At 72.6% G+C, this 22536-nt stretch carries 19 protein-coding genes and 1 riboswitch; of the genes, 12 read left to right on the top strand and 7 right to left on the bottom strand.

Annotated elements, in window-relative coordinates; translation table 11 throughout:
* Positions 1-147: 147 nt before the first annotated feature.
* The 3 genes from ABZ945_RS00265 (at position 148) to ABZ945_RS00275 (ending at position 4906) form a co-directional block, all read left to right on the top strand.
* The gene (locus ABZ945_RS00265) at positions 148-1641 is read left to right on the top strand and encodes a nitrate/nitrite transporter (RefSeq protein WP_361261463.1); all 1494 of its coding nucleotides are present in this window, start codon (positions 148-150) and stop codon (positions 1639-1641) included.
* A 297-nt stretch (positions 1642-1938) separates the two neighbouring features.
* Entirely contained in the window at positions 1939-3711 is a 1773-nt protein-coding gene (gene cdgB, locus ABZ945_RS00270; protein WP_361261465.1) for a diguanylate cyclase CdgB, read from the top strand.
* A 97-nt stretch (positions 3712-3808) separates the two neighbouring features.
* Positions 3809-4906, top strand: coding sequence for a carbohydrate-binding protein (locus ABZ945_RS00275; RefSeq protein WP_361261468.1), 1098 nt, complete (start codon positions 3809-3811; stop codon positions 4904-4906).
* Between the two features lie 25 nt (positions 4907-4931).
* On the opposite strand, the gene ABZ945_RS00280 is transcribed toward ABZ945_RS00275, so the two are convergent.
* The 3 genes from ABZ945_RS00280 to ABZ945_RS00290 form a co-directional block, all read right to left on the bottom strand.
* Entirely contained in the window at positions 4932-5858 is a 927-nt protein-coding gene (locus ABZ945_RS00280) for a 1-phosphofructokinase family hexose kinase (protein ID WP_361261471.1), read from the bottom strand.
* 189 nt (positions 5859-6047) lie between these two features.
* Positions 6048-7235, bottom strand: coding sequence for an N-acetylglucosamine-6-phosphate deacetylase (gene nagA, locus ABZ945_RS00285; protein WP_361261474.1), 1188 nt, complete (start codon positions 7233-7235; stop codon positions 6048-6050).
* Positions 7235-8194 (bottom strand): ROK family protein, encoded by a 960-nt coding sequence (locus tag ABZ945_RS00290; protein ID WP_361261476.1) that lies wholly within the window; start codon positions 8192-8194, stop codon positions 7235-7237. The genes nagA and ABZ945_RS00290 overlap by 1 nt, the downstream gene beginning before the upstream one ends.
* 258 nt (positions 8195-8452) lie before the next feature.
* On the opposite strand from ABZ945_RS00290, the gene ABZ945_RS00295 reads away from it, so the two are divergent.
* From ABZ945_RS00295 to otsB, 3 genes are all read left to right on the top strand, one after another.
* Entirely contained in the window at positions 8453-9721 is a 1269-nt protein-coding gene (locus ABZ945_RS00295; protein WP_361261479.1) for an extracellular solute-binding protein, read from the top strand.
* 55 nt (positions 9722-9776) lie between these two features.
* Complete coding sequence (locus ABZ945_RS00300; RefSeq protein WP_361261482.1) at positions 9777-10037, top strand: DUF3263 domain-containing protein; 261 nt, start codon at positions 9777-9779, stop codon at positions 10035-10037.
* Positions 10038-10352: 315 nt separating this feature from the next.
* The gene (otsB, locus tag ABZ945_RS00305; RefSeq protein WP_361261485.1) at positions 10353-11219 is read left to right on the top strand and encodes a trehalose-phosphatase; all 867 of its coding nucleotides are present in this window, start codon (positions 10353-10355) and stop codon (positions 11217-11219) included.
* Between the two features lie 82 nt (positions 11220-11301).
* Here the strand turns inward: otsB and ABZ945_RS00310 are convergent, their stop codons facing one another.
* Entirely contained in the window at positions 11302-12738 is a 1437-nt protein-coding gene (locus tag ABZ945_RS00310) for a trehalose-6-phosphate synthase (protein ID WP_361261489.1), read from the bottom strand.
* Between the two features lie 166 nt (positions 12739-12904).
* The gene (locus ABZ945_RS00315) at positions 12905-13849 is read right to left on the bottom strand and encodes a glucosyl-3-phosphoglycerate synthase (protein WP_361261492.1); all 945 of its coding nucleotides are present in this window, start codon (positions 13847-13849) and stop codon (positions 12905-12907) included.
* A gap of 146 nt (positions 13850-13995) precedes the next feature.
* Positions 13996-14140: riboswitch (SAM riboswitch) on the top strand.
* A gap of 18 nt (positions 14141-14158) precedes the next feature.
* Between ABZ945_RS00315 and thrC the strand changes: the two genes are divergently transcribed.
* From thrC to ABZ945_RS00345, 6 genes are all read left to right on the top strand, one after another.
* Positions 14159-15475: a threonine synthase gene (gene thrC / locus ABZ945_RS00320; protein ID WP_361261495.1), complete on the top strand. Its 1317-nt coding sequence runs from the start codon at positions 14159-14161 to the stop codon at positions 15473-15475.
* Between the two features lie 54 nt (positions 15476-15529).
* Complete coding sequence (locus ABZ945_RS00325) at positions 15530-15805, top strand: ubiquitin-like small modifier protein 1 (protein ID WP_248636414.1); 276 nt, start codon at positions 15530-15532, stop codon at positions 15803-15805.
* Between the two features lie 476 nt (positions 15806-16281).
* Positions 16282-16488 carry a cold-shock protein gene (locus ABZ945_RS00330; protein ID WP_008743607.1) on the top strand — a complete coding sequence of 69 codons (207 nt, stop codon included), beginning with the start codon at positions 16282-16284 and terminating at the stop codon, positions 16486-16488.
* A 365-nt stretch (positions 16489-16853) separates the two neighbouring features.
* Positions 16854-18476, top strand: a complete 1623-nt coding sequence (groL, locus tag ABZ945_RS00335) for a chaperonin GroEL (protein WP_248636415.1) — start codon at positions 16854-16856, stop codon at positions 18474-18476.
* A gap of 306 nt (positions 18477-18782) precedes the next feature.
* Positions 18783-19451, top strand: coding sequence for a hypothetical protein (locus ABZ945_RS00340; protein ID WP_361261501.1), 669 nt, complete (start codon positions 18783-18785; stop codon positions 19449-19451).
* 5 nt (positions 19452-19456) lie between these two features.
* A complete protein-coding gene (locus ABZ945_RS00345; protein WP_361261503.1) occupies positions 19457-20773 on the top strand; it encodes a hypothetical protein in 1317 nt (438 codons plus the stop codon).
* A gap of 30 nt (positions 20774-20803) precedes the next feature.
* Here the strand turns inward: ABZ945_RS00345 and ABZ945_RS00350 are convergent, their stop codons facing one another.
* Both ABZ945_RS00350 and ABZ945_RS00355 read right to left on the bottom strand, forming a co-directional pair.
* Complete coding sequence (locus tag ABZ945_RS00350) at positions 20804-21382, bottom strand: Uma2 family endonuclease (protein ID WP_361262835.1); 579 nt, start codon at positions 21380-21382, stop codon at positions 20804-20806.
* A gap of 47 nt (positions 21383-21429) precedes the next feature.
* Positions 21430-22290 (bottom strand): hypothetical protein, encoded by an 861-nt coding sequence (locus tag ABZ945_RS00355; RefSeq protein ID WP_361261506.1) that lies wholly within the window; start codon positions 22288-22290, stop codon positions 21430-21432.
* Positions 22291-22536: the final 246 nt, after the last annotated feature.

Consider the following 22536-nt stretch of genomic DNA (forward strand, 5'->3'; position numbering starts at 1 on the left):
CCGGAGGTGCCCTCACACCCCGCCAGGGCAGCCGTGCGCGAGCCGTAGCACCGTTGAGCGGCGGACGGGGCACCGGCCGAAACCCGCCGCTCCTAGCGTCACCGGCGACCACCTACCCCCGACCCAGGAACGAGCGGGTGACAGCTCATGAGCACGGTCGTCAACCCCCAGCCCCCGGCCGCCGACAAGCCCGCCGCCCCGGCCGCCGACGGGACCGCCGCCCCGGCCGCCGAGGGCACCGGCGCCCCGACCACCCCGGCCGCCGACAAGCCCGGCGTCCACGAGATCCACCGCCCCCAAGCCCCCCACCCCACCGACGCCCGTCTGCTGGCCGACTGGCGCCCGGAGGACGAGGAGTTCTGGGCGGCGGGCGGGGCCCGGATCGCCCGCCGCAACCTGGTCTTCTCCGTACTCTCCGAGCACATCGGCTTCTCGGTCTGGAGCCTCTGGTCGGTGCTGGTGCTCTTCCTCGGCCCGGAGTACGGCATCGACGCCGCCGGGAAGTTCACCCTCACCGCGCTGCCCACCGCGCTCGGCGCCTTCCTCCGGCTGCCCTACACCTTCGCCGTCGCCCGCTTCGGCGGCCGCAACTGGACCGTGTTCAGCGCCCTGGTGCTGCTGGTGCCCACCGTGCTGGCCGGCCTCGTCCTGGAGCCGGGGGTCTCCTACGGCACCCTGCTGGCGGTGGCCTGCGTCGCCGGGGTCGGCGGCGGCAACTTCGCTTCCTCCATGGCCAACATCAACGCCTTCTACCCGCAGCGACTCAAGGGCTGGGCGCTCGGCGTCAACGCGGGCGGCGGCAACCTCGGCGTCCCGGTGGTCCAGCTGATCGGCCTGCTGGTGCTGGCCACCGCCGGTGCCGCCCACCCCCGCCTGGTCCCGCTCGTCTACCTGCCGCTGATCGTGCTGGCCGCCCTGGGCGCCGCGCTGCGGATGGACAACCTGCCCTCGGCGCGCGGCGAGCGCGGGGCGCTGCGCGAGGTGGCCCGGGAGCCGCACAGCTGGGTGATGTCCCTGCTCTACATCGGCACCTTCGGCTCGTTCATCGGCTTCGGCTTCGCCTTCGGCCAGGTGCTCCAGACGCAGTTCGGCGACCGGTTCGACACCCCGGTCAAGGCCGCCTGCCTCACCTTCCTCGGGCCCCTGCTGGGCTCCCTGGTGCGGCCGGTCGGCGGGCGGATGGCGGACCGCTGGGGCGGCGCCCGGGTCACCCTCGCCACCTTCGCCGCGATGGCCGCCGGCACCGGCACGGTGCTCTACGCCTCGCACCGCCACTCCCTCCCCCTCTTCCTGCTCGGCTTCACCGCGCTGTTCGTGCTGAGCGGGATCGGCAACGGCTCCACGTACAAGATGATCCCGGCGGTCTTCCAGGCCAGGGCGCGGGCCGCGACCGCCGCCGGGACCGACCCGGTGGAGGCCGAACGCGACGCCCGGCGCCGCTCCTCCGCGCTGATCGGACTGGCCGGTGCGATCGGGGCGTTCGGCGGGGTGCTGGTGAACCTCGCCTTCCGCCAGTCCTTCCTGACCACGGCCAGTGGCGACGCCGCCTACGTGGCCTTCCTGGCGGCGTACGCGGTGTGCTCCGCCGTCACCTGGGCGGTCTATCTGCGCCCCGGGGCCGCCCGCGCCCTGCGCCTCTGACGGCCTCCGCCCGCGCCCTGCGCGACTGACGGCCCTCGCCCTCGGGGTGGTGCGGGCTCGGCCCCCGGCCCGCACCACCCCCCTCCCGTACGTCGTCCCCTCCCACGCGTTGTCCCCGACCCATGGCATCGTGACCCATCTCATGTGATCATCCTGTGACTTGAGTCACAGAAGGCACATTTTGTTGACCCTGTGTACCGGGTGCGAAGCGCGCTGTGATTCAGTGGCGGAGACCGTGCAACACGATCGCCGATGAGAACACTGGAGTTGCTGTCGAGGTCTCGGGGAGAGCGAACAATGGAGACCGAGTCGGAGCCGTACGTCCGCCTGGCCACCCTGCGGCAGCTGCATCAGGTCGTCGCCAACCTCAACACGGCCCGGAGCCTCGCCGACACGCTCCAGACCGTGGCCGACGGCATTCTCGCCGGACTCGGCTACGAACTCGCCTGCGTCAACCTCGTCCGCCCCGACGGTGACCTGGTCGTCGCCGCGTTCGCCGGCAGCCCCGCCGCCGAGGCGCTGATCACCGGCCGGGTCGGCTCCCGCCTCTCCTGGGAGCGCCGGCTGAGCATGGGCGAGTCCTGGGGCGAGCTGCGGTTCATACCGCACACCGAGGGCTGGGTCCTGATGGACGACGACGTGCCGCAGTGGCACACCGACGGCCCCGAACCCCGCTTCGCCGACGAGTGGCACCCGCACGACCGCCTCTACGCCCCGATGTATGCCTCAGGCAGCGGCCGCGAACTGCTCGGGGTGATATCCGTCGACCGCCCCCGCAACGGCCGCCACCCCGGGCCCTGGGGGCAGGAGGCGCTCCAGATGTACGCCTCCCAGTCGGCCATAGCGATCAGCAACGCCCGCCTCCGCTCCAACATGCAGCGCGCCCTGGTCCGGCTGGAGCGCGAGCAGCAGGCGCTGCGCGCCAGCGAGGAGTCCTTCCGCCAGGCCTTCGAGTACGCGCCCTCCGGCATGGCCATCGCCGAGCTCGGTGGCGACCAGCACGGGCGGCTGCTGCGGGCCAACGACGCGCTCTGCCGGCTGCTGGGCCGGCCCTCCTCGGTGATGCGGCGCTACTCCTTCGCCGACCTGGTCCACCCCGAGGACATCGGCACCCTGCTGCGCACCTCCGCCGAGGGCGGCCGCGCCGAGCTGCGGCTGGCCCGCCGGGACGGCTCCTACGTCTGGGTGTCGCTGCGCAACTCGGTGGTCGCCGACACCGCCGACGGCCCCCGCTTCCTGCTCACCCATGTCGAGGACATCGAGGAGCGCAAGCGGCACGAGCTCCAGCTCGCCCACCGGGCCTCCCATGACGCGCTCACCGGCCTGCCCAACAGCGCCGAGCTGCGCTCCCGGCTGAGCGCCCGGCTCTGCGCCCGCCCCGGCGCCCTGCGCACCGCCGCCTACCCCGGCCCCCCGGCCGGCGCCGGCTACCAGCCCGGCTACCCGGACGGCACCGGGCAGGACGCCTACGACAGCGCGGAGGCCGGCGGCTACGGGCAGGAGTACGGCGAGCAGCCGCAGCACCGCGCCGAGCGGGGCGAGTACGGGGACCCGGTCGACTATCCCGAGCACGCCTACCGATCCGGCGACGGCTTCGACTTCGCCGGGGCCGCCGGCCCGTACGACCACCATGTGCACTCCGTCGCCCCGGACGGTGAGGTGGACGACGGGACCAAGGGGCTCGCGGTGCTCTTCTGCGACCTGGACGGCTTCAAGTCGATCAACGACCGGTTCGGCCACCACACCGGGGACGCGGTGCTGGTGGAGGTGGCCCGCCGGCTGGTCGCGGGCGTCCGGGACGGCGACACGGTGGCCCGGCTCGGCGGCGACGAGTTCGTGGTGCTCGCCGACGGCCTCGGCGCCGCGGACGCCTCCGACCTCGCCGTCCGGCTGCGCAACTCGATCATCCCGCCGATCCGGGTGGACGGCCGGGCGGTCCGGGTGGGTGCCAGTTTCGGCATCGGCTGGGCCGAGTGCGGGATGACCGTCGAGGAGGTGCTGAACTCCGCTGATCAGCGGATGTACGTCGAGAAGCGCTCCCGTTCCAAGATCCACCGCCGCGCCGGCTAGCTCTCGCCGGCCCCTCGGGTCGAAAGCGGTCTAGCCCATACGAGGTAGGCTCGGTCGCTCGGTGAGGGTTGTCGATCAGGGTGAGGAGTGACCAGGGATGGCTGCCGGTGACAACGGCGCACCCCACGGCGGGCCCCAGGGCGCGAGTACGCCGGAGGACGACGATCCGTTCGGCTACCTCTACGCCGACGGGCAGGCCGCGGGCGCGCAGCCACCGGGCCAGGGCGGCTACGGCTACCCCGGTCCCGCCGCCCAGCCGGGTCGGCCCCGGACCTCGTACAACCAGGTCAGGGCGGTCGGCGAGCGCCAGTACGGCTACCCCGCCCCGAACTCCGCGGCGCAGTCCGGCCAGGCCCGCGGGGGCTACGGCTACCCGCCCCCGGCCGCCGGCCAGGCCGCGTACGGCCAGCAGCCCGGCTACGGACAGGCTCCCGCCGCCCAGCCCCTTCCCCCGCAGCAGCCCTACGGCCAGCCGCACCCGCAGTACGCGGCCCCCGAGACCTACCCGGGCGGCCCCCCGAACCGCCCCGCCCCCCAGGGCCCCCCGCCCGGGCGCGGCGGCCGGCGCGGCCCCAACACCAAGGGCCTGCTGATCGGCGCGATCGCGGTCGTCCTGGTCGTGGTGGCCGGAATCACGGTCGCCCTGCTGACCAACGGCTCGGACAAGAAGACGTCCGGCGACCAGGCCGCCAACCCCTCCACCGCCCCCGAGAAGCCCGGCGACACGTCCCCCACCACCGGCCCCTCCCCCTCCCCCTCCAAGTCCGAGGAACCCGCCGAACTCCCCAGGCAGGACGCCGCCACCCTCCAACTCGGCGCCCCGGCCCAGCTGGGCACCGACGTCCCGGGCGCCAAGGGCGTCAACGGCGCCTATGTGATGTTCAACAGCACCGGCGGCTCGGCCAGCTGGTCGGCGAAGGTGCCCAAGGACGGCGAGTACACGCTGTACATCACCTACTCGGTGCCCGGCAAGGACGCCAAGACCTCGCTGACCGTCAACGGCGAGCAGCCCCGCGGTATCAACATGAAGAACTTCGCCCACGCCAAGGAAGGCGACTGGGAGAAGGGCTGGACCCGCACCTACTCGTACGTGAACCTCAAGGAGGGTGACAACACCCTCAAGATGTCCTGTGAGCAGGGCGACACCTGCGACGCGTACATGGACCAGGTGTGGCTGGTGGAGGGCCGCGCCTAGGAGCGGCCCCGGCCGTCCCGGTGGCTCACGCCGCCGCGGCGTCCTCCGCCACGGTGACCCGCTCCAGCAGCTCCCCGTAGGCGGCCCGGTCGAACTCGCCGGCCGCGGGGGCCAGCACGGTGGCGGCGGAGAGGGCGACCGCGCGGGCCAGCCGGTCCGGCCAGGGAAGCCGCTCCACGAGCCCGGACAGCAGCCCGGCCACCGCGGAGTCGCCCGCCCCGGTGGGGTTGCCGCGCACCGCCTGGGGCGGGGCGGCCCGCCAGGAGCCCTCCGGGGTCAGGGCCAGCAGCCCGTCCGGGCCGAGTGAGGCGACCACCGCGCGGGCGCCCCGGCGGCGGGCGTCCCGGGCGGCGCGCAGCGGCTCGCGGGAGCCGGTGAGCGCGGCCAGCTCGTCGGCGTTGGGCTTGACCAGGTCGGGGCGGGCGGCGAGACCCCGGCGCAGGGGTTCGCCGCTGGTGTCCAGCAGCACCGGGACGCCGGCCGCACGGGCGCGCCGCACCAGGTCCGCGTACGCCCCCACATGGATGCCCGGCGGCAGGCTGCCGCACAGCGCCACCGCCTCGGCGCCGGTCAGCAGCTCCTCGTACGCGGTGAGCAGCGCCGCCCACTCGCCCGCGGAGACCTGCGGCCCGGGCTCGTTGAACTGCGTGGTGTCCCCGCTCGCCGAGTCGACCACGGCGACCGTACGCCGGGTGGTGCCCTCGACCGGGACGAGCGCGTCGCGCACCGGCAGCGGCGCCAGCAGCCCGCGCAGCGCCTCACCGGTGGGCCCGCCCGCGAAACCGGTGACCACCGCCTCGTGCCCCAGCGCCGCGAGCACCCTGGCCACGTTGACGCCCTTGCCACCGGGCCGCTCGGCGACACCCCGCACCCGGTGCGAGCCGTGCGGGACGAGGGCGTCCACGGTGTAGGTGACATCGAGCGCGGTGTTGAGCGTGACCGTGAGGATCACCGGTGCACCCCCGAGACGTGCGCGACGACCCGAGACGTGCGCGCTGGCTTTCGTATCAGGTTCTGATCATGCCAAACCGGAGCCGGTTGGCCCACCCCACGGCCGCCGCCCGTGACGATCCGCCGCGCCCGAGCGGGGGCTACGGGGGGCACTGGGCCGGGCACCCCCCCCATGCCCCCCGGCTCGGCCTCAGACCCCCGCGGCCGCTTCCCGTCGGGGCTCCGGGGCCGTGGCGCCGCGCGGGGGCTCGATGACCCACTGGCCCTTGCGCGCCACGCCCACCAGGGCGAAGTCCGCGTCCAGGACCACCAGGTCGGCGTCCTTGCCGGGTTCCAGGGAGCCGATCCGATCGTCCAGGCCCAGCAGCCGGGCCGGGTTGGTGGAGACCGCGCGGACCACGTCCTCCACCGGGAGGCCGTCCACGGTGACCGCGCGGCGGAAGGCGGTGTCCAGGGTGAGGGTGGACCCGGCGATCGAGCCGCCCTCGGCGAGCCGGGCGACCCCGTCGCGTACCTCGACCTCCAGCGGGCCCAGCCGGTAGAGCCCGTCGCCGAAGCCGGCCGCGTCCATCGCGTCGGTGATGAAGGCGACGCGCCCCGCGCCCGCCCGGTGGAAGGCCAGCTCCAGCGCCGCCGGATGCAGATGCACCCCGTCGTTGATCAGCTCGACGGTGACCCGCTCGTCCTCCAGCAGCGCCGCGATCGGCCCGGGCGCGCGGTGCCCGAGCGGGGGCATGGCGTTGAAGAGGTGGGTGGCGACCGTCGCGCCCGCGTCGATGGCCTCCCGGGTCTGCTCGTAGGTCGCGTCGGTGTGCCCCACCGCGGCGATCACGCCCTGCTCGGCCAGCATCCGCACCGAGTCGAGGCCGCCGGGCAGCTCCGTGGCGAGGGTGACCATCCGGGCGTGGCCGCGGGCCGCGTCCACCAGCTTGCGGACCTCGGCCGGGTCCGGGTACCGCAGCAGCTGCTCGCTGTGCGCCCCCTTGCGGCAGGGCGAGATGAACGGCCCCTCGAAGTGCACCCCCGCCAGATCGCCCTGCTCGGCCAGCTCGGCCAGCTCCCCGGCCCGGTGGGCGAGGAAGTCCAGCTCCCCGGTGACGGTGGAGGCGACCAGCGTGGTGGTGCCGTGCCGGCGGTGCGTCTCGACGCCCTTCAGGACCTCCTCCAGGGAGCCGGAGGAGAAGGACGCCCCGCCGCCGCCGTGGTTGTGCAGGTCCACGAAGCCGGGGATGATCCAGTGCCCGGCCAGGTCGTAGGTGGGCGCGTCCGCCGGGGCGTGCTCGGCGATCCGGGAGCCCTCGACGACCACCCGCCCGTTCTCGACGGTCCCGCCCGGCAGCACCACACGGGCGCCGGCGAGAACCTTGTGATCGGCCATCAGGCGGATACCTCCGAAGCGGCGGAAGGACTGGCGTGCGGACGGGAGAGCAGGTCCCAGGCGAGGAGGCCCGCGCCCAGGCATCCGGCGGTGTCCCCGAGGGCCGCCGGCACGATGGCGGGCAGGCGCTGGAACGTCACCCGCTCCTCGACGGCCGCCCGCAGGGGGGTGAACAGCGTGTCCCCGGCCTCCGCCAGGCCTCCGCCGATGATCAGGGTGCGGGGGTCCAGCAGGGTGAGGGCGGTCACCAGTCCGTCGGCGAGTGCCCCCACCGCCTCCCGCCACACCCGCTCGGCGGCCGGATCTGCGGACTCCACGGCCTTGGCGCAGTCCGCCGCGTCCGCCTCCGGGTCGCCGCTCGCGGCCGCCCAGGCCCGGCTGACCGCGGCGGCCGAGGCCAGCGTCTCCAGGCAGCCGCGCTGCCCGCAGCCGCACTCCGGGCCACCGGGGCGGACCACGATGTGCCCGATCTCGCCCGCGTACCCGTGCGCACCGGCCTCGATGGTGCCGGCGATGCCGATGGCCCCGGCGATCCCGGTGCCCAGCGGGACGAACAGGAAGCGGTCCGCGCCCCGCCCGGCCCCGACCCGGCCCTCGGCCAGCCCGCCGGCCCGTACGTCGTGCCCGAGCGCCACCGGCAGCCCGCCGAGCCGCTCGGAGAGCAGCGCCCGCAGCGGTACGTCGCGCCAGCCCAGGTTGGCCGCGTAGACGGCGGTGCCGGTGTCCGGGTCCACGATCCCGGGCACCGCGACCCCGGCCGCGACCGCCCCGGCGCCGTACTCCCGGCGCCCGTACGCGTAGAGCTCGGCGGCGAAGCCGAGGATGGTCTCCACGACGGCGTCCGCCCCGCGCTCCCGCCCGGTGGCGCGGCGGGCCTCGTACAGCAGGGTCCCGTCGGCTCCGACCAGGGCGGCCTTCATCCCGGTGCCGCCCACATCGAGGGCGATGACGTGTCTCACGGGGACAGTGTCCCCCGGTCACCCGGGAAAGGTCTAGTCCACTTACGCCGATTGTTGTCAGCCCATACAAATGGCGGGGCGCGGAGCTCGCCCGCCCGCGAGGCCGGAAACGCCCGGGGCTAGAGTTGCGGAAGCGATACCCGACTGGTGTAGACCTCACACCCGCGCGTGGGAGACGATGCCAGACCAGCCGAGCCGGGACGACCGTCACACCGGTGGTTACGCCGGTGTGACAGCAGCAACAACGATGGGACGAGCGTGCAGCGCCGCTACTACGGAACCCTCGCGGCGGTCGCCGCGCTCAGCCTGACCGCGACCCTCTCCGGGTGCGGCGCCGGGACCGGCTCCGGCGAGGTCACGCTGAAGCTGGTGGCGGCGGACTACGGCAGCAACGAGTCCAACACCTCCCAGAAGTACTGGGACGAGCTGGTCGCGGCGTTCCGGAAGAAGCACCCCGACATCGCGGTCGAGGTGGATGTGCGGTCCTGGAAGGACGTCGACCGGGACGTCGCCGAGATGGTCGCCGACGACGAGGCCCCCGACCTGGCGCAGATCGGCGCCTACGCGGACTTCGCCGCCGAGGACAAGCTCTACCCGACCAGCGAGCTGCTGCCCATCCCCACCCAGGCCAACTTCCTGCAGCGGCTCAACCAGGCCGGCGAGGTGGACCGGGTCCAGTACGGGATGCCCTTCGCCGCCAGCACCCGGCTGCTCTTCTTCAACGAGGAGCTGTTCGAGAAGGCCGGCCTGGAGCCGCCGAAGACCTGGCAGGGCATCGTCACCGCGGCCGCCAAGCTCAAGGCGCAGGGCGTGAAGTACCCCTTCGCCCTGCCGCTCGGCACCGAGGAGTCCCAGGCCGAGACGATGATGTGGATGCTCAGCGGGGGCGGCGGCTACCAGGACGCCGTCAACACCGGCTACGACATCAACTCCGCCGCCAACATCCAGACCTTCACCTGGCTCAAGGACAAGCTGGTCACCCCTGGCCTGACCGGGCCCATCGACCCCGGGCAGCTCGACCGGCAGGCGGCGTTCGACGCGTTCACCAAGGGAGAGGTCGGCATGCTCAACGGCCACCCCACCCTGATGGAGGCCGCCGAGAAGGCCGGTGTGAAGTTCGGCATGGTCCCGCTGCCCAGCCCCGACGGCGAGGCCACCCCCTCCATGGGCGTCGCCGACTGGATGATGGCGTTCAAGCAGAACGGCCACCGCAAGGAGATCGGCGAGTTCCTGAAGTTCGTCTACGAGGACCAGAACGTCCTCGCCTTCTCCGACGCGTACGACATCCTGCCGGTCACGGTCACCGCCAGCACGGCGATGGAGGGCGACGCCAAGCACAAGAAGCTCCGCCCCTTCCTGCGGGAGCTGGACAACTCCGAGCTCTACCCGGTCGGCAAGACCTCCTGGGCGCGGGTCAGCAAGAGCGTCAAGGCCAACATCGGCAAGGCCGTCACCCCGGACGGCGACCCGGAGGCCGTCCTCAACGGCATAGCCAAGGAGGCCGCGGCCGCCGAGGCCGCCGAGTAGCGACGGGACCGAGGGGACCGACCGGACTGTCGGAGGCGGTCACTACCCTGGCCGTATGACCGCCCCCGCCATCCCGCCGCCCCGGGAGCCCCGGCGGCTCAGCGACCGGGACCGCGCCGTCCTCGCCATGGAACGGCTCTCCTGGCCCGGCCCCGGCGCCAAGGAGCGCGCCATCCGCGAGCGGCTCGCCCTCTCGCCCACCCGCTACTACCAGCTCCTCAACGCCCTCCTGGACGACCCCGCCGCGCTCGCCCACGACCCCGTCACCGTCAACCGCCTCCGCCGCCTCCGCACCACCCGCGAGTCCCACCGCTGACCACCCCGGCGTACGGGCGGCCCATGGCACCCCCACCCCCACCGGCCCAGGCCCGCGCCCCCTGGCACCAGCAGGCTGCCGCGGCACCGCCACCCGCGAGTCCCGCCGCTGACCACGCCGGGCGTACGGGCCGAGTGCGCCACCCCGGCGTACGGCCCACGTGCGCCCCCCGGCGCCAAAGCCCGCGTCCCCCGGCGCCCGACCTCCGTGTGCCCCCGGCGCACGGGCCAGGTGCGCCTGCCCCCATACGGCGGCCGAGGACCCTCCCCTCGGCCCCAGGTGTGCCCGCCCCACCCCGGGGATAGGTTCCCCACCATGGCCACCCCACCGCCCCCCGCCGTCCCCGACCGCGCCCTGCCCGAGCCCGCCACCGCCGCCGGCCGGGAGGGCCTCGCGGCGCTGCTGGCCCACCCCGGCCGGGCGGTCGTCGCCCTGGACTTCGACGGCACCCTCGCCGAGATCACCGACGACCCCGAGCAGTCCCGCGCCCACCCCGGCGCGGTCGCCGCCATCGCCGCGCTCGCCCCGCGGGTCGCCTCCGTCGCCGTCATCACCGGCCGCCCCGCCGCCACGGCCGTGGAGTACGGCTGCTTCGCCGGGGTCAGCGGCCTGGAGCACCTGGTCGTCCTCGGCCACTACGGCGCCGAGCGCTGGGACGCCGCCACCGGCGAGGTCACCGCCGCCCCCGAGCACCCCGGCGTCACCGCCGTCCGCGCCGAACTCCCCGACTTCCTCCGCGAGGCCGGCGCCCGCCCCGGCACCTGGGTCGAGGACAAGGGCCGCGCGCTGGCCGTGCACACCCGCCGCGCCGACGACCCGAACGCCGCCTTCGACGCCCTGCACACCCCGCTGGCCGGCCTCGCCGCCCGCCACGGCCTGATCCTCGAACCCGGCCGCCTGGTCCTGGAGCTCCGCCCCCCGGGCATGGACAAGGGCGTCGCCCTCGCCGAGCACCTCCGCGACACCGGCGCCACCGCCGTCCTCTACGCCGGCGACGACCTCGGCGACCTGCCCGCCTTCGCCGCCGTCGACAAGCTCCGCTCCGAAGGCCTGCCCGGCCTGCTGGTGTGCAGCGGCAGCGACGAGGTCCCCGAGGTCGCCACCCGCGCCGACCTCACCATCCCCGGCCCCCCCGCCGTCGTCGCCCTCCTCGCCGCCCTCGCCGAGGCCACGGCCACCTGAGCAGCACACGGCCGCACACACACCGAAGGCCGCCGCCCCCTTCCCGGAAGGGGGCGGCGGCCTCGTCTTCGTACCGGGGCGCCTACAGCTCCCGCAGCGCCGTCAGCTGGTCCAGGAACCACCGCTCCGGCGGGAGGGCCGTCGCGGCGGAGGCGAGGTGCTTGGAACGCTCGGCGCGCTCGGTCGGGTCCATGGAGAGGGCCTCGTGCAGCGCGGCGGCGGTGCCGGAGACGTCGTAGGGGTTGACGGTGAGCGCGTGCTCGCCCAGCTCCTCGTGGGCGCCGGCCTCGCGGGAGAGGACCAGGGCGCAGCCCGCGTCGGAGACCACCGGGACCTCCTTGGCGACCAGGTTCATCCCGTCCCGGATGGGGTTGACCAGGGCCACGTCCGCCAGCCGGTAGGCGGCCAGCGAGCGGGCGAAGTCGTCCTCGACGTGCAGCACCACCGGCGTCCAGCCGTCCCGGCCGTACTCGGCGTTGATCTCGTCGGTGAGCCGGGCGACCTCGGCCGTGTAGTCGCGGTAGACGGACAGGTCCTGCCGGGAGGGGTACGCGAAGGCCAGGTGGACCACCTCGCCCCGCCACTCGGGGTGCTCGGCGAGCAGCGCCCGGTACGCCAGCAGCCCGCGCACGATGTTCTTGGACAGCTCGGTGCGGTCCACCCGGACGATCGTCTTCCGGTCGCCGATCTGCTCGCGCAGCGCCGCCATCCGCTCGTCCACGTCGGCCCGGTGCGCGCGCTCCCGCAGGAACTCGGCGTCGGCGCCGAGCCCGTGCACCCCGAGCAGGGTGCGCCGGGCCTGCCCGGTGACCTGCGACGGGTGGTCGATGTACGGCGAGGAGTCCTTGGGCCACGAGCCCATCACGCCCAGCGAGGTGCCGCAGCACTCCGTGAACGCGGACATCCACCGCCGGGTGAGGAAGCCCAGCCGGTCCGCGCCCAGCATGCCGAGCAGCAGCTCCTCGGCGATCTCGTCGGGGAGCATCCGGAAGTACTGCGGCGGCGCCCAGGGGGTGTGCGAGAAGTGCCCGATCCTCAGGTCCGGGCGCAGCTCGCGCAGCATCCCCGGCACCAGGGTCAGGTGGTAGTCCTGCACCAGCACCGCCGCCCCGTCGGCCGCCTCCTCCGCCAGCGCCTGGGCGAAGGCGCGGTTGTAGAGGCGGTACGCGGTCCACTGCCGGCGGAACTCCGCGTCGAACACCGGCTCCAGCGGCGTCTGGTAGAGCATGTGGTGGACGAACCACAGCACCGAGTTGGCGATGCCGTTGTACGCGTCGCCGTGCACGGCCGCGTCGATGTCCAGCATCTTCACGCCCGGCTCGGACACCCCGCGCCGTACCGCCTCCCGGTCGCCCTCGTTCAGCGCCGAGCAGACCCACAGCGCCCCCGCGTCCGGGCCGATCGCGGAGAGCCCCGACACCAGCCCGCCACCGCCCCGCCGGGCTTCGAGGGTGCCGTCGTCCCGGGGAACGTAGCTGACCGGACCGCGGTTGGAGGCGACGAGAATCTGGGCTGCCATGGTCACGAACCTAGCCCGTACCGGAAACGCTCAAACGTGCGGCGATCGTGTGGTCGGGCGGTGGTCGATCGCTGGTGGCGGCGTGTTTCGGCCACGGTCACCGGCCGTTCCCGTACGCGGGTCCTCAGATCCCGTACGCGGGTCCTCAGATCCCGTACGCGGGCGCTCAGGCCACCCGGCGCCGGCCCGCGTACTCCTCGACCTCGATCATCGGCGGCCGCTCCTGCACGTCCACCTGGTACGTCCGCGCCTCGAAGCCGCGCTCGCCCCGCTCGAACTGGGTCAGCCGGGGCCGTACCAGATGGGCCCGGGAGAGCCGTACCTGCGCCGTACGGTAGATGGCCGCCGCCATCCGCCCCAGCGCCCGCTCGTCCTGGTGCCGGTGCTTGCGCACCCCCACGTCCACCTGCGCCAGCGCGTCCAGCCCCACCGTGTGCAGCGCGTCCACCAGCAGCCCGAGCTCCACCCCGTACCCGACCGGGAACGGCAGCCGCTCCAGCAGTGAGCGCCGGGCCGCGTACTCCCCGCCCAGCGGCTGCACGAATCCGGCCAGCAAGGGCCAGTGCAGGTTGAGCAGCGGCCGGGCCACCAGCTCCGTCACCCGCCCGCCCCGCCCGGGCGCGTCCGCCAGCGGCCGGTCGTACACCGCCTTGACGAAGTCCACGTCCGGCTCGGTCAGCAGCGGCCCCACGATCCCCGACACGAAGTCCGCCGAGAAGTCCCGCAGATCCGCGTCCACGAAGCAGACCACGTCCCCGCCGGTGGCCAGCAGCGACCGCCACAGCACCTCGCCCTTGCCCGGCACCGCGGGTATCCGGGGCAGCACCGCGTCCCGCGCCACCACCCGCGCGCCCGCCGCCGCGGCCACCTCGGCCGTACGGTCGGTGGAACCGGAGTCCAGCACCACCAGCTCGTCCACCAGCGCGGCCCCCGGGGCCATCAGCTCGCGCCGGATCACCGAGACGATCTCCCCGACCGTGGCCTCCTCGTCCAGCGCCGGCAGCACCACGCTCACGCTCGTCCCGCGCTTGGCGTCCAGCAGCCGGTCGAGCGAACGGTCGGCCGCGGACCAGGACCGCCGGGCCAGCCAGCGCTCCACCTCTTCCAGCACGTGATCTCCATCTCGCGTATCGGACGACCATCTCGGCCCCCCGAGGGGTTCGGTTACAGTCTTGAACAACGCGTACCGGCCCCGCATGTCGGGGTCGCGCACCGCGCCGGACGGCGGGTCTCCACGACCGGTCCACAACCGCATACCGCTCATCCAGAGGGGCAGAGGGACACGGCCCGTTGAAGCCCCGGCAACCCTCCAGCCGGCACTCGCACACCGCACCGCGAGGCCCCGGCTCGGGAAGGTGCCAATTCCGTCTCACGGCGAAACGCGCCGTGGGGAAGATGAGGAGAAAGGGCCTCGCCACTCATGGCTGCACAGACCGTCGCCACCACGGGCAACGACACCACCACCGACGCCTCCGTCGATCTCGGTCCCGCCGCCGCCCTCTCCTGTCGCGAATGCGGCGAGCGGTTCGCGCTCGGCCCGATCTTCGCCTGCGAGCTGTGCTTCGGCCCCCTGGAGATCGCCTACGACCTGCCCACCGGCGACCCCGAGGCGCTGCGCAAGCGCATCGAGGCCGGACCCACCAGCATCTGGCGGTACGCCCCGCTGCTGCCGGTCCCCGCCGACGTCGCCGAGCGCCCCAACCTGGCCCCGGGCTGGACCAAGCTCGTCCAGGCCGACAACCTCGCCCGGGAGCTGGGCGTCGAGCCGGGCAGGCTGTTCGTCAAGGACGACTCCGGCAACCCCACCCACTCCTTCAAGGACCGGGTCGTCGCCCAGGCCCTGGAGGCCGCCCGCGCCTTCGGTTTCACCACCCTGTCCTGCTCCTCCACCGGCAACCTGGCCGGCGCCGTGGGCGCCGCCGCCGCCCGTGCCGGCTTCCGCTCCTGCGTGTTCATCCCGCACGACCTGGAGCAGGGCAAGGTCGTCATGGCCGCCGTCTACGGGGGCGAACTGGTCGGCATCGAGGGGAACTACGACGACGTCAACCGCTTCTGCTCGGAGCTCATCGGCGACCCGCTCGGCGAGGGCTGGGGCTTCGTCAACGTCAACCTCCGCCCGTACTACGCCGAGGGCTCCAAGACCCTGGCGTACGAGATCTGCGAGCAGCTCGGCTGGAAACTGCCGGACCAGATCGTGGTCCCGATCGCCTCCGGCTCCCAGCTCACCAAGATCGACAAGGGGCTGCAGGAGCTGATCAAGCTCGGCCTGGTCGAGGACAGGCCGTACAAGATCTTCGGCGCCCAGGCCGAGGGCTGCTCCCCGGTCTCCACCGCCTTCAAGGCCGGCCACGACGTGGTCCGCCCGCAGAAGCCGAAGACCATCGCCAAGTCGCTCGCCATCGGCAACCCGGCCGACGGGCCGTACGTTCTGGACATCGCCCGCCGCACCGGCGGCGCCGTGGAGGACGTGAACGACGAGCAGGTGGTCGAGGCCATCAAGCTCCTCGCCCGCACCGAGGGCATCTTCGCCGAGACGGCCGGCGGCGTCACCGTCGGTGTGACGAAGAAGCTCATCGAGGCCGGTGTCCTGGACCCCTCCCTCACCACCGTGGTGCTCAACACCGGCGACGGGCTGAAGACCCTGGACGCGGTCGCCCCCACTACCGGGCCCACCGCCACCATCCGCCCGAGCCTGGACGCCTTCCGCGCGGCCGGCCTGGCCACCGAAGACCACTGACCGAGCCTTCGCTGCACGCCTGTTCATGACCTGTTCGTGAGAGGAACCGCCCCCATGAGCGTCAACGTCCGCATCCCCACCATCCTGCGCACCTACACCGGCGGCCAGGCCGAGGTCACCGCCGAGGGCGCCACCCTCTCCGAGGTCATCGAGTCCCTGGAGAAGGCCCACCCGGGCATCGCCGCCCGCGTCCTGGACGACCAGGGCAAGCTGCGCCGCTTCGTCAACGTGTACGTCAACGACGACGACGTCCGCTTCGAGAACGGCCTCGCCACGGCGACCCCGGAAGGCGCCGGCGTCTCGATCATCCCCGCCGTCGCCGGCGGCTGACGCCACCTTCGGCGGCCGTCGGCCATCGGTTATCGGCCACCGGAATGGTCCGTACCATTTCCGCCCCCTCCGTGCCTTTTGACGGAGGGGGCAATCTCGCATGGTTGAGCGCGGTAGAGTCGGGGTACCCCGCGCCGCCGCACGGGAGCGCCGCCCTCAGGGCCGGCTCCGCGGCGACAAGATGCGGGCAATGTGCGGCCGCGAGATGCCCTTGATGTGAAGGTTTGTCCGGCCCGAGTTGCCCCGGATTCGGTGTGTTGAGCCCGCCGTTTCCGATGACGCGCGCCGGGAATTCTCGTCCGATTGACCTGTTGCAGACGGCAGTTGGGCAGATACATTCAGCGGCGGTCGACGCGTTCCGGCGCACGCCCTCGGCCCCCGCGCCGCCCGGCGGGGGGCACCTGTCAGGGGGCGAGGTCTGACCCGGGTCCGCGAAGTGCGGTCCTGTGCAAGGGCCAGTAATAGGGGAGTTAGGCATGGCTCAGGGCACCGTCAAGTGGTTCAACGCGGAGAAGGGCTACGGCTTCATCGCGGTCGACGGTGGTGCGGATGTATTCGTCCACTACAGCGCGATCCAGATGGACGGTTACCGCACCCTTGAAGAAGGTCAGCGGGTCGAGTTCGAGATCTCGCAGGGCCAGAAGGGTCCGCAGGCGGACATGGTCAAGCTCGCCGCCGGCTGAGCCGCGCGTCCGACCTTGGACTGAAGGCGCTTGGACTCAAGCGCGCCGAGGGGTTCGTATCCGAGGAGGGATACGGGCCCCTCGTCGTGTTCCGGCCCCGGCCCCGGCCGCTTCCGGCCCTTCCTCGTGTTTCCCGCCATGGTGGCCCCCCCGCGCGGGGAGCGGGACCCTGAGTCGCTTGCACTCACAGGGGTCGAGTGCTAATCATTGGCGTTAGCACTCTACGAGTGAGAGTGACAACCAAGGACCGGGTCGGTGAGGCCCGCTGGCCCGTGGGGCAAGGAACCACAGGGTCGCGAGCCGTCCGTCGCGGGCGCCAGCCAGGTCCGGCTTTGCTTCCACCCCGTCCGGGAGGACCACTTCACATGGCCAAGATCATCGCGTTCGACGAGGAGGCACGGCGCGGCCTTGAGCGCGGGATGAACCAGCTCGCCGACGCCGTCAAGGTGACCCTCGGCCCCAAGGGTCGCAACGTCGTCCTGGAGAAGAAGTGGGGCGCGCCCACGATCACCAACGATGGTGTGTCCATCGCCAAGGAGATCGAGCTGGAGGACCCCTACGAGAAGATCGGCGCCGAGCTGGTCAAGGAGGTCGCCAAGAAGACGGACGACGTCGCCGGTGACGGTACGACCACCGCGACCGTCCTCGCCCAGGCGCTCGTCCGCGAGGGTCTGCGCAACGTCGCCGCCGGCGCCAACCCGATGGCTCTGAAGCGCGGCATCGAGAAGGCCGTCGAGGCCGTCTCCGGTGCGCTGCTGGAGCAGGCGAAGGATGTCGAGACCAAGGAGCAGATCGCTTCCACGGCCTCCATCTCCGCCGCCGACACCCAGATCGGCGAGCTGATCGCCGAGGCCATGGACAAGGTCGGCAAGGAAGGCGTCATCACCGTCGAGGAGTCCCAGACCTTCGGTCTGGAGCTGGAGCTCACCGAGGGTATGCGCTTCGACAAGGGCTACATCTCGGCGTACTTCGCCACCGACATGGAGCGTATGGAGGCGTCCCTGGACGACCCGTACATCCTGATCGTCAACTCCAAGGTCGGCAACGTGAAGGACCTCCTTCCGCTGCTGGAGAAGGTCATGCAGTCGGGCAAGCCGCTGCTGATCATCGCCGAGGACGTCGAGGGTGAGGCCCTGTCGACCCTGGTGGTCAACAAGATCCGCGGCACCTTCAAGTCCGTCGCCGTCAAGGCCCCGGGCTTCGGCGACCGCCGCAAGGCCATGCTGAACGACATCGCCATCCTCACCGGTGGCACGGTCATCTCCGAGGAGGTCGGCCTCAAGCTGGAGAACGCCGGCCTGGACCTGCTGGGCCGCGCCCGCAAGGTCGTCATCACCAAGGACGAGACCACGATCGTGGACGGCGCCGGCGACAGCGACCAGGTCGCGGGCCGCGTCAACCAGATCCGTGCCGAGATCGAGAACTCCGACTCGGACTACGACCGCGAGAAGCTCCAGGAGCGTCTGGCGAAGCTGGCCGGCGGCGTGGCCGTCATCAAGGCCGGTGCCGCCACCGAGGTCGAGCTCAAGGAGCGCAAGCACCGCATCGAGGACGCGGTGCGCAACGCCAAGGCCGCCGTCGAGGAGGGCATCGTCGCCGGTGGTGGCGTGGCCCTGCTCCAGGCGTCCAGCGTCTTTGACAAGCTGGAGCTGGACGGCGACGAGGCGACCGGCGCCAACGCCGTGAAGCTCGCCCTGGAGGCCCCGCTCAAGCAGATCGCCGTCAACGGCGGCCTTGAGGGCGGCGTCATCGTGGAGAAGGTCCGCAACCTCCCCGTCGGCCACGGCCTCAACGCCGCGACCGGTGAGTACGTGGACATGATCGCCGAGGGCATCCTCGACCCGGCCAAGGTGACCCGTTCCGCTCTGCAGAACGCGGCCTCCATCGCGGCCCTGTTCCTCACCACCGAGGCCGTCATCGCCGACAAGCCGGAGAAGGCCCCCGCGGGCGCCCCGGGCGGCATGCCGGGCGGTGACATGGACTTCTGATCGGCCTCCTCGGGCGCCCTTCCCTCCGAAGGGCCCCGGCCGATCACCGTCCGTCCCCGAGGGCGGCACCCCTGACTCCCGTAACCGGGAGCGGGGTGCCGCCCTCGGGCGTTCCCGGCACCGCCGGCCCCCAACCCCCGTCCGGGAGTACCGGGCCAATCGTGTGAACCCGGCCCGGGGCGCCCGGGCGGCGGCGTGCCGTATGGCGCCCCCCGGCGGCTTCCCTCTATAGCTGGGGCGGTCCCGCGCGGCCCAGCACGAGCTGGTGTCCACCCACCGCCGACCGTCCGACCGGAGGGGAAGACCTTGGACGCACCACGATCCACCGTGATGTCCCGTACGGCGAACGTGCGCCGTATCGACGCGCTGTTCCAGACCATGGAGACCGACTTCCTGCTGCGCGAGCAGTTCATCACCGGTCCCTCCCAGGTCCTGGCCGAGTACCTGGACGGCCCCTCCGTCTCGCGCGAGCAGGCGGCCCTCACCGACCGGCTCATCTACGCGGTCTTCGCCAACCAGGGGCTGCTCCAGTGGTTCCAGGAGTATGTGCACCGGAACACGGACCCGGTGCCCAGCGGGACGCGGTTCCTCTCCGACTTCTGCGAGGCGACCGTCAGCCATGGCGGCCGGGACGTGGTGGCGGTCCTGCTGGAAGGGTGCCTGGCCCAGACCGCGATCAGCGGGCTGGGCGACGAGCTGCTGGACTACTTCGCCAACCTCCACATCGCCCAGACGCAGCTCAGCGGCGACGGCGCGGCGGCGGCCGGGGATCCCGAGGAGCTCGGCATGAAGGCCAAGGCCGACTCCACCCCGTTCGTCACCAACATCACCTGGTCCACGTACACCCACCTCCAGGCGGTCGACGAGCGGGCGTTCAGCGCGGACTTCGTGCCCCCGTACGCCGCGGTGACCCTCAACGGCCTGGCCCGCTACGCGGTGGAGCTCCGGGCGTACGACGCCTTCCGGATCGGCTGAGCCGCGTGGGCGCGCCGTGGAACGCCGGCTCGGCGGTCGCCCGCGCGAGGGCGGCCGCCGCCGCCGGCCGTACGGAGCAGGAGGCCCGCCGCCTCTCCGGCGCCGAAGGCCCCGCTCCCCGGCGCGAATTGGCCCTCCTGCTGGCCGTCTCGGGCCGCTGGGACGAGGTACCGCCGCTGCTCAGTGAGCAGGTACGCACGGGTGCCGATGACCTGGCCTGGGTGGCGGACGTGATCAACACGGCCCTGGAGCGCGGGGACTTCCGGTTCGCCGAGGGGTGGGCCTCGCTGCTGGCCCGGCTGCGCTGGGGCGCCTCCTCCGATCCGGCCGACCGCGCCGCCCTTCCGCTGAGCGTTCCCAAGCTGCGGCACGACATCGACCAGCTGCGCCACCTCCGGCACCTCGGCGTGCTGGGCGCGGAGTACGGCCCGGTCGCCGACGCCTACCAGGCCGTGTACGAACGCCTGCTGGCCGAGGGCCCCGAGACCCGCGAGCCCCTGGACTCCGAGGCCAACCGGCACCTCGCGGCCACCTACAACCGCCTGCTGCACGTCCGCGACACCCCGCGCGTCGCGCGTGCCCTGTCCGGCCGCTGGGACCCCGTGGCCGTGGAGGAGCGGTACCTGGCCGACGAGCCCGGCGTGGTGTACGTGGACGACTTCCTCACCGAGGAGGCGCTGGACGGGCTGTACCGGTTCTGCCTGGAGTCCACGGTGTGGTTCGGCAACCGCTACAGCCACGGTCGGCTTGGCGCGCTGATGCAGGACGGGTTCGTCTGCCCCCTGCTCCTGCAGATCGCCGAGGAACTGCGGGACGCCCTGCCCCGGCTGATCGGCGACCGGCACCCCCTGCGCCAGATGTGGGGCTTCAAGTGCGGCCCCGAGGTCCCCGCCGACGTCACCACCCACGCCGACTTCGCCGCCGTGAACGTCAACTTCTGGGTCACCCCGGACAGCGCCAACACCGACGAGCAGTCGGGCGGCCTGGTGGTGCACAACGTCGACGCCCCCCTGTCCTGGGGCTTCGACACCTACAACGGCCGCCAGGACCTCATCCGGCCTTTCCTCCAACGACACCAGGCCCGCAGCGTGACCATCCCCTACCGGCAGAACCGCGCGGTGATCTTCAACTCGGACCTCTTCCACGCCTCGGACGCCATCCGCTTCCGCCCCGGCTACGAGAACCTGCGCATCAACGTCACCATGCTCTACGGCGACCGCGCGAAGGACCCGCACCACCCGCGGCTGTCCGGCCCCGAGGCGGCGGCCGCCGTCCCGGCCTGGCGGTCGGCGGCCTTCAAGCGTGTGAGGGCGAGGAGATGACCTTCCACCGGGCCGGGGTCCTTCCCGGGTTCAGCCCGCGAACTCCTTCAGCTTCTCCGTGTCGAGAGTGATGCCGACGGGGTCGGGGAGGGCGACGGTGTCCCCGTAGGCGTAGGTGGTGCGCTGGCGGTATTCGCCGTTGTGCGGCTCGCTGTGGACGAGGAGCGCGCCTCCGTCTCGGTCGACCAGAAGGTAGACGGGGATGCCGGCCGCCGCGTAACCGGCTGCCTTCTCCTTCCTGTCCCGGCGGTCGGTGTCGGAGTCGTAGGACGTCACCTCGACGGCCATCAGGACCCCCGAAGGGTCCGACCATTCACCACGGCCTGCGAAATAGCCGCGCTGTGCGAGGCTTCCGTCCGGGCGCGCACGACCCGCCCGGTAGCTCTCCACCACCAAGCCCTGGTCGCCGTAGAGACCGAATCCCGGCTTGTGCTGCATGCACTGTTCCTGCAGCCACATGATGATCTCTCCGTGATCGCCGTCAGGCACGGGCTTGACCTTCAACTTTCCCTTGACGAGTTCGAGAGTGACGGTTTCGGGGGCCTGGCGGGCGAGCTGCTCGAACTCCTCGGTGGTCAGCTGCGGGCGCTTGGCGGTGCCTGGGGTCATGGTGTCGCCTCCTCCCCTACAGCGTGCCTTGCTTTCGACGTACGTGGTCATGTGACGCTCCCTTCGTGTGTACGGGCGGCTGCCGCGCTTCTGACCTCGGCGATACGGGCACGCACTTGCTCCGGGGAGAGCGGCCGTGGGGGCGGCGGCGGGGCGGGCTCGCCCCGGCACGGCCCGCACACCCCGTCGGCCAGCGCCTCCGGCCGTCCCGACACCTGGCACCTGGCACACTCCAGCATCCGTAGCACCGGCCGCTCCGCCTCGATCGGCTCCGGCGGCATCTTGCCGGTCAGCCGGGTGCGGGCCAGGGCCACCGGGCGGTGCACCTGCCGCGGCAGTCCGGCCGTCAGGGCGTTCAGCACGACCCGCTCGTCCGCGCCGCGCGCGAACCACTCGCTCACCAGCGGCTCCAGCGCCACGCACTCGCCGTCCGACAGCGACATCATCGGGTTCTGCCGGCCGAGTGCGGCCAGCAGGACGAAGGCCCGCGAACGGGTCTGCCGTCGGCGCGGCGGGGGCTCGTCCTCGGTGATCTCCCCGCGCAGGTACGCGGCCCACCAGGCGCCGTCCCTCGGCGTGCGCGACCACCAGGTCCGGGTGATCCACCGCGCGCCGTCCGGGCGCATGATGCACTCCCGCCCGCGCCGCAGATGACCGGCCGCCACCAGCCGGTTGAGCGCGGTCCGCACGGCGCACTGCCCATAGTCCGGCAGCACGGCCGCGAGGGTCTTCACCGCGATGTCGGAGCCGTCCGTCAACCGTTCGATATAGCCCGCGATACTCGCCTCACGACGCGGCAGATGCGCGAAGTCGCTGGTCGTCGGCGGCTCCTGGCCGGGAACGGTCCGCTTGCCGTATCCGGGGTTGGCCAGGGGGTGGGTGGGGGCACTAAAATCAGCATCAGCCATGGATCGAATCCTTTGTCTTCGATCTGTCTGGTCAGGCCCCCTCGGTGTTAGCGCACCCGGGGGCTGTCCAGTTTCTGGGTCTGGGACCTGTCTGAGCCGCACGCTAAGGGTTGACCACACTGTGTGGCAAATGAATCACGTTTAGTCATATCAAACGGTCAGCCGCCGTCCCGCCCCTCGCCAACCGCACGGGTGGGTGGGCGGGTTGTCACCAGACCCATATCCCCTTCCACTGTGAAGAGCACT

Origin of the sequence: Streptomyces sp. NPDC046887 (assembly GCF_040644755.1) — a bacterium.
Taxonomy (GTDB): Bacteria; Actinomycetota; Actinomycetes; order Streptomycetales; family Streptomycetaceae; genus Streptomyces; species Streptomyces lichenis.

Coding starts and splice junctions, on each gene's coding strand:
- cdgB (WP_361261465.1), top strand. CDS start 1,939: ATGGAGACCGAGTCGGAGCCGTACGTCCGCCTGGCCACCCTGCGGCAG.
- nagA (WP_361261474.1), bottom strand. CDS start 7,235: ATGGCCGATCACAAGGTTCTCGCCGGCGCCCGTGTGGTGCTGCCGGGC.
- ABZ945_RS00310 (WP_361261489.1), bottom strand. CDS start 12,738: ATGGCAGCCCAGATTCTCGTCGCCTCCAACCGCGGTCCGGTCAGCTAC.
- ABZ945_RS00300 (WP_361261482.1), top strand. CDS start 9,777: ATGACCGCCCCCGCCATCCCGCCGCCCCGGGAGCCCCGGCGGCTCAGC.
- ABZ945_RS00275 (WP_361261468.1), top strand. CDS start 3,809: ATGGCTGCCGGTGACAACGGCGCACCCCACGGCGGGCCCCAGGGCGCG.
- otsB (WP_361261485.1), top strand. CDS start 10,353: ATGGCCACCCCACCGCCCCCCGCCGTCCCCGACCGCGCCCTGCCCGAG.
- ABZ945_RS00350 (WP_361262835.1), bottom strand. CDS start 21,382: ATGACCCCAGGCACCGCCAAGCGCCCGCAGCTGACCACCGAGGAGTTC.
- ABZ945_RS00355 (WP_361261506.1), bottom strand. CDS start 22,290: ATGGCTGATGCTGATTTTAGTGCCCCCACCCACCCCCTGGCCAACCCC.
- ABZ945_RS00265 (WP_361261463.1), top strand. CDS start 148: ATGAGCACGGTCGTCAACCCCCAGCCCCCGGCCGCCGACAAGCCCGCC.
- ABZ945_RS00330 (WP_008743607.1), top strand. CDS start 16,282: ATGGCTCAGGGCACCGTCAAGTGGTTCAACGCGGAGAAGGGCTACGGC.
- ABZ945_RS00325 (WP_248636414.1), top strand. CDS start 15,530: ATGAGCGTCAACGTCCGCATCCCCACCATCCTGCGCACCTACACCGGC.
- thrC (WP_361261495.1), top strand. CDS start 14,159: ATGGCTGCACAGACCGTCGCCACCACGGGCAACGACACCACCACCGAC.
- groL (WP_248636415.1), top strand. CDS start 16,854: ATGGCCAAGATCATCGCGTTCGACGAGGAGGCACGGCGCGGCCTTGAG.